At 67.0% G+C, this 7,578-nt stretch carries 8 protein-coding genes; 3 read left to right on the forward strand and 5 right to left on the reverse strand.

What is annotated here, in order from left to right; genetic code table 11:
• Positions 1-92: 92 nt before the first annotated feature.
• The 3 genes from AB0F17_RS65990 to AB0F17_RS66000 form a co-directional block, all read right to left on the reverse strand.
• A complete protein-coding gene (locus tag AB0F17_RS65990; protein WP_358047696.1) occupies positions 93-611 on the reverse strand; it encodes a hypothetical protein in 519 nt (172 codons plus the stop codon).
• A 78-nt stretch (positions 612-689) separates the two neighbouring features.
• On the reverse strand, positions 690-986 hold the full coding sequence (locus AB0F17_RS65995) for a hypothetical protein (protein ID WP_358047698.1): 297 nt from the start codon (positions 984-986) through the stop codon (positions 690-692).
• Positions 987-1,030: 44 nt separating this feature from the next.
• Positions 1,031-2,611 (reverse strand): hypothetical protein, encoded by a 1,581-nt coding sequence (locus AB0F17_RS66000; protein ID WP_358047700.1) that lies wholly within the window; start codon positions 2,609-2,611, stop codon positions 1,031-1,033.
• A 237-nt stretch (positions 2,612-2,848) separates the two neighbouring features.
• On the opposite strand from AB0F17_RS66000, the gene AB0F17_RS66005 reads away from it, so the two are divergent.
• Complete coding sequence (locus AB0F17_RS66005; protein ID WP_358047702.1) at positions 2,849-4,036, forward strand: NF041680 family putative transposase; 1,188 nt, start codon at positions 2,849-2,851, stop codon at positions 4,034-4,036.
• Between the two features lie 70 nt (positions 4,037-4,106).
• On the opposite strand, the gene AB0F17_RS66010 is transcribed toward AB0F17_RS66005, so the two are convergent.
• Entirely contained in the window at positions 4,107-5,831 is a 1,725-nt protein-coding gene (locus tag AB0F17_RS66010) for an IS1634 family transposase (RefSeq protein ID WP_358047703.1), read from the reverse strand.
• 213 nt (positions 5,832-6,044) lie between these two features.
• Between AB0F17_RS66010 and AB0F17_RS66015 the strand changes: the two genes are divergently transcribed.
• A complete protein-coding gene (locus AB0F17_RS66015) occupies positions 6,045-6,512 on the forward strand; it encodes a GNAT family N-acetyltransferase (protein WP_358047705.1) in 468 nt (155 codons plus the stop codon).
• A 55-nt stretch (positions 6,513-6,567) separates the two neighbouring features.
• Here the strand turns inward: AB0F17_RS66015 and AB0F17_RS66020 are convergent, their stop codons facing one another.
• Positions 6,568-7,077 carry a hypothetical protein gene (locus tag AB0F17_RS66020; RefSeq protein WP_358047706.1) on the reverse strand — a complete coding sequence of 170 codons (510 nt, stop codon included), beginning with the start codon at positions 7,075-7,077 and terminating at the stop codon, positions 6,568-6,570.
• 124 nt (positions 7,078-7,201) lie between these two features.
• On the opposite strand from AB0F17_RS66020, the gene AB0F17_RS66025 reads away from it, so the two are divergent.
• Positions 7,202-7,513: a hypothetical protein gene (locus AB0F17_RS66025; protein WP_358047708.1), complete on the forward strand. Its 312-nt coding sequence runs from the start codon at positions 7,202-7,204 to the stop codon at positions 7,511-7,513.
• Positions 7,514-7,578 lie beyond the last annotated feature (65 nt).

Below are 7,578 nucleotides of genomic sequence, written 5' to 3' on the forward strand. Positions count from 1 at the left end.
CTCATCGCCGAACTTGGACGGTCGTGCCACCCGAAGGCTCCCCTCTATGGACAAGATCCATTGTCAGGGGTGTCCTCACCTCGGGGGGAACTTCAAAACAGCGTGAACGTCCACCTCTGGTTTGCTTCGCAGTCAGGCAGGTCACGGCCGCTTTGCAGGACTCGGGCACCCCAGAGTTGGCGGATCATCAGCGCCCTGGTGTCAGTGCCGGCCACCGTGAACGACGTCGAAGGCCCCGCCACGATCTGGTTGTGGCTGCCCAGAGACGGTCCGTAAACACCGGTCACCGTGGCGACCATGGTCCACGGCCTACCGGGCCGGATACCGAGGGAACCGGCGGGCAGCCGCTCGTCGAACACGTCCTTCGTGGGTGTGCTGAACTGGCCCGCTCGCACGGCCGCGGTCAGCGGGCGTCGGGTATCCAGTTTGCCAGGGTCAGGTATCAGCAGAATCCCATACCTCACCTCATCCGCGAAGCGAGCCGCAGCGAAGTGGTTTCGGAGGGCGAGCACCGCGCGTTCGCCGGCCTCCCACAGATCATCGGAGAAGGCGGTCGCCAGGTAGTCAGGCGTCAACGCCGGTAGCCCGGCCTGCGCCACCGCTTCGGCCACGGAGTGGCAGCCAGACCACCCGGACTCGGCCAGCCTCGCGATCTGCTCGGACCTGAACGACATCACTCACCTGAGACTTCACAGATCCTTGTCATTGAAGGCCTCCTCATACAGGCCCTCCAACTCGGTCGTATCCACGATCTCGGCAAGCCGCTCCAGTGCGTCCGGACGGGTCAGCTCTGTGCGCCTGTCCTCGAACTCGGCCAGGGACATGTCCATCTCAAGGACCGTGATCACCTGCCGGTCGTCGGCGACATTGCGCGAGACGCTGACCTTCGCGGGATAGCCGTCCGTATCCGCCGGAACCCAAGCTTCCTTGAACTGCTCATACGTCACGCCAGCCTTCAGGGTTCGTACGAACACAGCACGCAGCATCGCTACTCCCTCGATAGAAAACCGACTGCCGAACGCGCCCGATACTAACCATGACCACCGACAGACCGACCAAGATCTACGGGACACGCCCTAGGAGCGTCCTGAAGATCTTGGTGGACGGGTCGGTATGCGCTGGCCCGTCTGCTGGTTATGGGGTGGTGGGATCGAGGGTCCAGGTGTTGTTGGTGTAGGCGAGCCCTAAGTTGATGAGGCGGCGGAGCTGCCTGGCCGATGCCGATATCTGGGCTCAGTAAGGGCGGATCGCCGCTGTCGTTGTGGCAGGCGACGAAGACGCGTGCGGCTATGAGCAGATCCCTGCCCCACACCGGAACGGGATAGTCGATCCTGAACGGCAGGTAGCTGCTGAGCGTCGCGGCGTCCGGCGCGAGGTTGGACAGACGCGCCCAGCTCAGTAGGGAGGGCGACATGCCGGTCGCCAGGAGCGCCGCCAGCGCGCCGGCGTGCACGGGGTCAATGACGCGGTTGCGGATCTGCTCGGCCACCGCGGAGGTGAGCGGGGGGTCCGCGAACCCCGGTCCGCTCCATTCCTCGGGGCGTTCGGGCAACGCCAGGTGTACACCATGGTGCAGGAGGCTGGCCTGCGCTCCGCGTAGCACCGCCAGGCTGTGCGCTCGCGACGGCATGTCGGCCACGAGGCCGACCAGGAACGACACGAGCGCTCTCGTACCGGTTGCCCAAGGCTGCCGCGAAGTCGCCGATGACGACGTGCTGACCCGGCCCGCCGGATCCGCACGCGCGAACCTCCTGTTCAGGGCCTCCTGCTGCCCGGGCTCGGGCACATTCCGCCAAGCCCTATGGCCGCTTCTGTCGCGTCGACCCTCGTCCTGGGACTGGTGCTGATCGCAGGAATGGGTCACTGGCTGGGCAGCAGCCGTTATGTCGCGACAACCGGAATCGGCCGACAGGAAGGCACGGGCGGCGTTCATGCCGTAGGCGTATAGGACATCCACACGGGCGAAGTCCTCGCGGCTGAGCAGCCGCAGGGCATCGGCGCGGAACCACGGCGCATCGCTGCCGGGTAGCTCGGGCAGCGCCCGGGCGAGCACGAGATCCACCTGCTGGCCTCGCTCGCCGGGCACCAGCGGCGCGCAACGAGGCCCTCGCCCATCCAGGTCAGGTACGACAGGCTTCGGGCGTTGTGCCGTCGCAATCGCCGCTACTACCTGCTCTGTCAGGTGTACGCAAGCCGTCGCCAAGATCGTCTCCCACGACGGCGGCGGTGCGTGCCACACCAAGGTGAGCGCCACGGGAGCGTCGGCAGCCAGCCGCGTCAACCGGGTCAGCCCGCGCTGCGGCAGTCGATGCGCACGCAGCACAACCAGACGCTGGATCCCTACTGCGGCGAGCCAAGCGGTGGCAGCCTTCCATGTTACGGCGGTGCCGAGGCGGCTGTTGACCACCGCGGTGGGCTGTTTGCCCAGGGCGACCAGAATGTCTCGCGCCAGCGACACCGCTGCACTGGTACCCACTGTGGGATCCACGACCAGCACACCACCGGCCCGATCACGGGAGTCCAGCACAGCCCGAGCAACACGGTAGTCATCAGCCGGATCCAGAAGGATTGTCACCGGTAGTGGCTCAAGCGAGGCCGAGATGGTCATCATGAATTCATCCTGACTGGCAGGGCCGACTCCTCAACGCAATTTCCGGCACGGGGGCCGATTGCCACGAAGTTGTCCTGAATTTCGACAGGACGCGTCGATTGAATGTGCCACCAGATGCCTCCCTTTGCGCAGACGGCGCCGCGCGTTGCACCTCAGCGCTCGCACGTGCGGCAGGGCCGCTCTTCCCACCGCTACTGACGCCTCATGGCAATGTGGAACTGACCGTGTCCTGACGTTTTGGGGATCAACCACGGCCAGATCGAGGTCGCCCGGCTCCGCCGGGCCTTGACCACGGTGGCGCTGCCTCGTGCGGCGGGCGGGCGGATCGTGCTGGCCGCCGACGTGACGCCCTGGCTGCGCCCGGACGCGCCGACCTGTCCCGAGCGGCTGTTCTGCCACGTCTACGGCCGCCGCAAGGGCGACCATCAGATGATCCCCGGCTGGCCGTACTCGATCATCGCCGCACTGGAGACCGGCGGCACCTCCTGGACCATGGTGCTGGACGCGATCCGGCTGCGCCCCGACGACGATGAGGTCGCCGTCACCGCCACACAGGTCCGCGACCTGGTCGCCCGCCTGATCGAAGCAGGCCAGTGGCGCCAGGGCGACCCAGACATCCTCATCGTGCTCGACGCCGGGTACGACACCGCCCGCCTGGCCTTCCTTTTGGACGGCCTGCCGGTGGAGGTGCTGGGCCGACTGCGCTCCGATCGGGTGCTGCGCCGTCCTGCTCCCTCCCGCCGCGAGCACGCGCTGGCCCATCCCGGCGGTGGCCGCCCACCCCTGCACGGATCCGAGTTCCGGATGAAGGACGAGACCACCTGGGGCGAACCCGCCCACACCACGGCCACCGGCACCAGCCGGTACGGCACCGCCACCGCCTCCTGCTGGGGCCGGCTGCACCACCGGCTCACCCGCCGCGCCGCCTGGCTGGAGCATCCCGGCGAGCTGCCCATCATCGACGGCACCCTCATCCGGCTCCAGGTCGAGCACCTGCCCGGCGAACGCGACCCCAAGCCCGTCTGGCTGTGGACCTCGGCGACCGGCATCACCGCCGCGCACCTGGACCGGCTCTGGCAGGCGTTCCTGCGCAGATTCGATCTTGAGCACACCTTTCGCATGTGGAAGCAGACTCTGGGCTGGACCGCCCCGAAGATCCGCGACCCGCACGCCGCCGACCGCTGGACCTGGCTGATCATCATCGTCTACGCCCAGCTCCGGCTCGCCCGCCTGCTTGCACCCGACCTGCGCCGCCCGTGGGAACGTCCCGCTCCACCCGAACGACTGACCCCCGCCCGCGTCCGCCGAGGGTTTCGGCACCTGCGCCCGCGCCTGCCTCTACCTGCCGGTGCACCGAAACCTACCCGGCCCGGCCCCCGGGTTCCGCAGTTGGTAGTCACACGGGAGCCCGGATTTGAGTGTTGACCTGGGGGAACGCGTGTAGGGCCGGGGAGGGTCGTGTGTCTACGCCCTCCGCGGCCGGTTGCCGATCGGGTCAGGCGGGTTCGAAGAGCGAGACCCGTGCCGGTGGTGTGATGGAAAGTGCCTGGTAGACGGCTCGTTGTGCGGGTCGTAGCGGGGTGGTGTGGACGACTGTTCCAGCTGGCCCGGCGAGGGTGACTTGGGACAGACGGGACAGTTCGCGGTTGATCCGGGGCCATCTTTGCTCGCATCCGCGTTCGGCGACCCGGGTCAGCAGCAGGGCGAGCCAGCAGATCAGCACGTGCGCGCGGATGCGGTGTTCGAGCCGGTGGAAGACCGGGCGGAGCAGCAGCTCGGACTTCATGTCCCTGAATCCTCGCTCGGCCTCCAGCAAGTTCTTGTAGCCCAACGCGGCATCTTCGGTGCTGATGTCGGGATCGCTGGTGGCCAGCAGATACTTGCCGTCCAGGCGCTCTTCGGCCTTGACCTTGGCACGGTCGATCACCAGGCGTCCGTTCTTCTGCCGGCGGATCCACCGCTTGAGCGTGGGGTGATCGCGCAGCGCGCACTCGGCCCGGACGTGAGCAGCTTCGGCCTTCTCGCGGGTCTTGGCGCTCGTCTCCCGCTTGGCTTCGCGTTCGCGCTGGGCCTTGATCCGCTCCAGTTCGGCCTCGATCCGCGTGATCGCCTGCTCGCGGGCGTGCTGGTCGCGCTGTTGCTGGTCGGGGTTGTGGCAGATGATGAACCTGACGTCGCCGGCGCCGTCGATGCGGACTTCCTTGACCCGCAGGTTGTCGCGCACCTGCTGGTAGCGGCCCTGCCGGGACAGTGCCTGCTCGACCAGGGCGCCGCCGTCGCGCATCCGCATCCCGGCGATGTAGTGGCCGCCGGCGCGGCGCAGGTAGGCCAGGTTGTCGGCGGAGGTGAAGCCGCGATCCACCACGGTGATCACGCGGCCCAGCTTCCAGGCGCGCATGTCGTCCTTGACCTCGCTCAGCACGCTCTGGTCGTTGGTGTGGCCGGGCCAGCACCAGCAGCGGACCGGGATGCCCTCGCGGGTGACGGCCAGCCCGATGACGATCTGCGGCAGGTCATCGCGATGGTCCTTGGACTTGCCGTAGGTGCGAAACGCCTGCTCGCCGGTCTCTTCCTCATCGCGTTCGAAGTAGGTGGAGGTGGTGTCGAAGAACAGCAGGTCGACTTCGAGGTTGAGCAGGTGGGCGACGGCGAAGAACACCGCCTCCTGGACTTCGCCTTGGGTATCGGCCTCTACCAGCAGGTCCATCGCCCGATAAGCCTGGTCGTCGTCCATCGCGGTCAGACCCGGGATGGTCACGTCCTGGCCGGCCCATTCGGCGGCCGACAGCTTGCTCATCGGTGCGATCGCGCGGTTGGCGACCAGCGCGAACAGCACGCGTTCCATGTTGGTGGTGAAGCGCCGCCCGTCGGCCGCCTTCTTGATCGCCGAGGCGACGGACAGTTGCCGCCACAGGCCCTCCAGCAGCCAGATGGCGCCGACAGGGCGAGAATCGACCACCTCGATGGGCGCGCTCCCGGCATGATGGCCGACCTCGACGGCGTCATCGCCTTCGCCCGGGCCGTCCGGGCCACCGCCGAAGTGCTTGCGGATGGAGGTTGCCAGCCCAAGCAGGCCGCCCACGTCCAGGCGGTCGACCCGGCCCAGGTTCATCAGGACATCCGGCTTGATCTTGCCGTCCACGCGCCGGTTGTGGGCCAGCGCGACATATCTGACGACGCTGCCGTCGGCGTTGGTTCGTCGAGTGAACCGCAAGTACATGACTACACAGAACCACGAACCCAGAGGTCATGTATATGAAATCTTCGAAGTCGTGTTACTACACTCTCGACCTTTCGCGGCGGCCCCAAGCTCACAACAGGCCATCTACCTGCAGATTCTCCCAGCCCACTCGCCACGTGTGACTACGAACTGCGGAACCCGGGTTGAACAAATGGTTCTCCCTTGACAGCGGTCAGGATCTAGGGTGCCGGCATGAAGATCCGTGCCGCCGCAGCAGAGGACGCCAGAATCCTGGCCCTGCTGAACCCTCACGTTCATGCGATCCACGCCGCTCACCGCCCCGACGTCTACCGCATCGACCCACCCGAACAGGAGCTGACCGACCACTTCGCGACTCTCCTGGTCAAAGACAGCACGCGTGCATTCATCGCCGAGATTGATCGTCCAGTCGGGTATGCCGTGGCTGTCATCGTGCGTCGCGAGGAAAACCCGTTCCTCCAAGCCGAATCCTTCATCGTTCTCAATCAGCTGGCGGTGGATCCAAAAGCCGCCAGACGCGGAGTTGCGAGTCAGCTGATCGAGGCCGTGCGGGATGCAGGCAGGCTGGAGGGCTGCCGGAGGCTGTTAACCGACGTGCTGGACTTCAACGAGGGCGCCAAGACCTTCTATGCGGCGGCCGGATTCGCTGAGTTGAAATACGTGCTGGAGCAGCCGCTTTGATGCTTGCGTGGAGTTGCTCCGCCTCAGGTGAACAGTGGCGCGAAGGCGACCCTGTTCAGCCTGTTGCCGGTTCGGCGAGCCGGGCTTCCAGGTCGGCGATCATCTGGGTCAGCAGGCTGGTGTTCTCGCGCCGGACCGCTTGCGGGCCGACCGTGTCGATGCCGGCGACCTTGGTGATGCACTCGTCGGCGGCTTGGGCCATGGTGGCGAACTCCTGGCGGGCGATGGAGTGGGGGTTGGCGGCCTCGAAGGTGGTGGCGCGGTGCATGTCCTTCGTCGCGGTCATTGCGGCTCGTGCGGCGGACATGGCGTCGCGGGCGCTGAACTCGTCGCCGTGCCCGGAGCGCATGTAGCGGGTGACAAAGACCCGCCGCCGGTCAGGGCCGCGCCGCACGGGGTCGGCTGAGGGCATGAACCGTTCCAGGCGGTCGCCCCGGTTGGCCGCGATCACCCGGACGACGCGGACGGCCTGCCGCAGCCGGTGACCGTCAGGGATTTCGACGCCGGCGGCGATGTCGGCGTAGCTGACCTCGCGCCCGTGGTTGCAGCGCAGCCAGATCATCACCGGGGTCGGGGAACCCAGGAACAGCCGTTGGCGCTGAGAATGATCATGGTGTGGGAGGCGCCCCGGGTCTCGATGTGGTGAAGGTGCGGCGGGCGGCTGGTGCCGGTCTGGGACGATCTGAGGCATGGCGCGTGGTGATGGTGGCGGCAGGGACGGCAGGGGCGAGCCTGAGTGGCGGCCGGTGAGCGACGTGGACATGATGACCGCGGTCGTGCTGGAGCAGCTGGGTGCCAATCGCGAGCAGTTGCGGACGCTGGAGCCGGCGCGGCGCTCTCCGCATCTGCTGGACGATCACACCGTGGAGCGGATCAAGCAGGTGTTCGGGGTGCAGCGCGATGACCTGTGGCTGTGGAGCGCTGGCAGGCCCAGGTGTCGGCGTACGACCTCATGTGCAGAGCCAGGTACGGGTAAACGGGCTCTGTCGCTGATCTTGTGATGTTGGGTTTAGGCCCGGGCGAGGATGCGTTTTCGGAGCAGGTCGAAGTTGGCTCGGCCATAGCC

This window comes from Nonomuraea sp. NPDC026600, assembly GCF_040638335.1.
In the GTDB taxonomy this organism is placed as follows: Bacteria; Actinomycetota; Actinomycetes; order Streptosporangiales; family Streptosporangiaceae; genus Nonomuraea.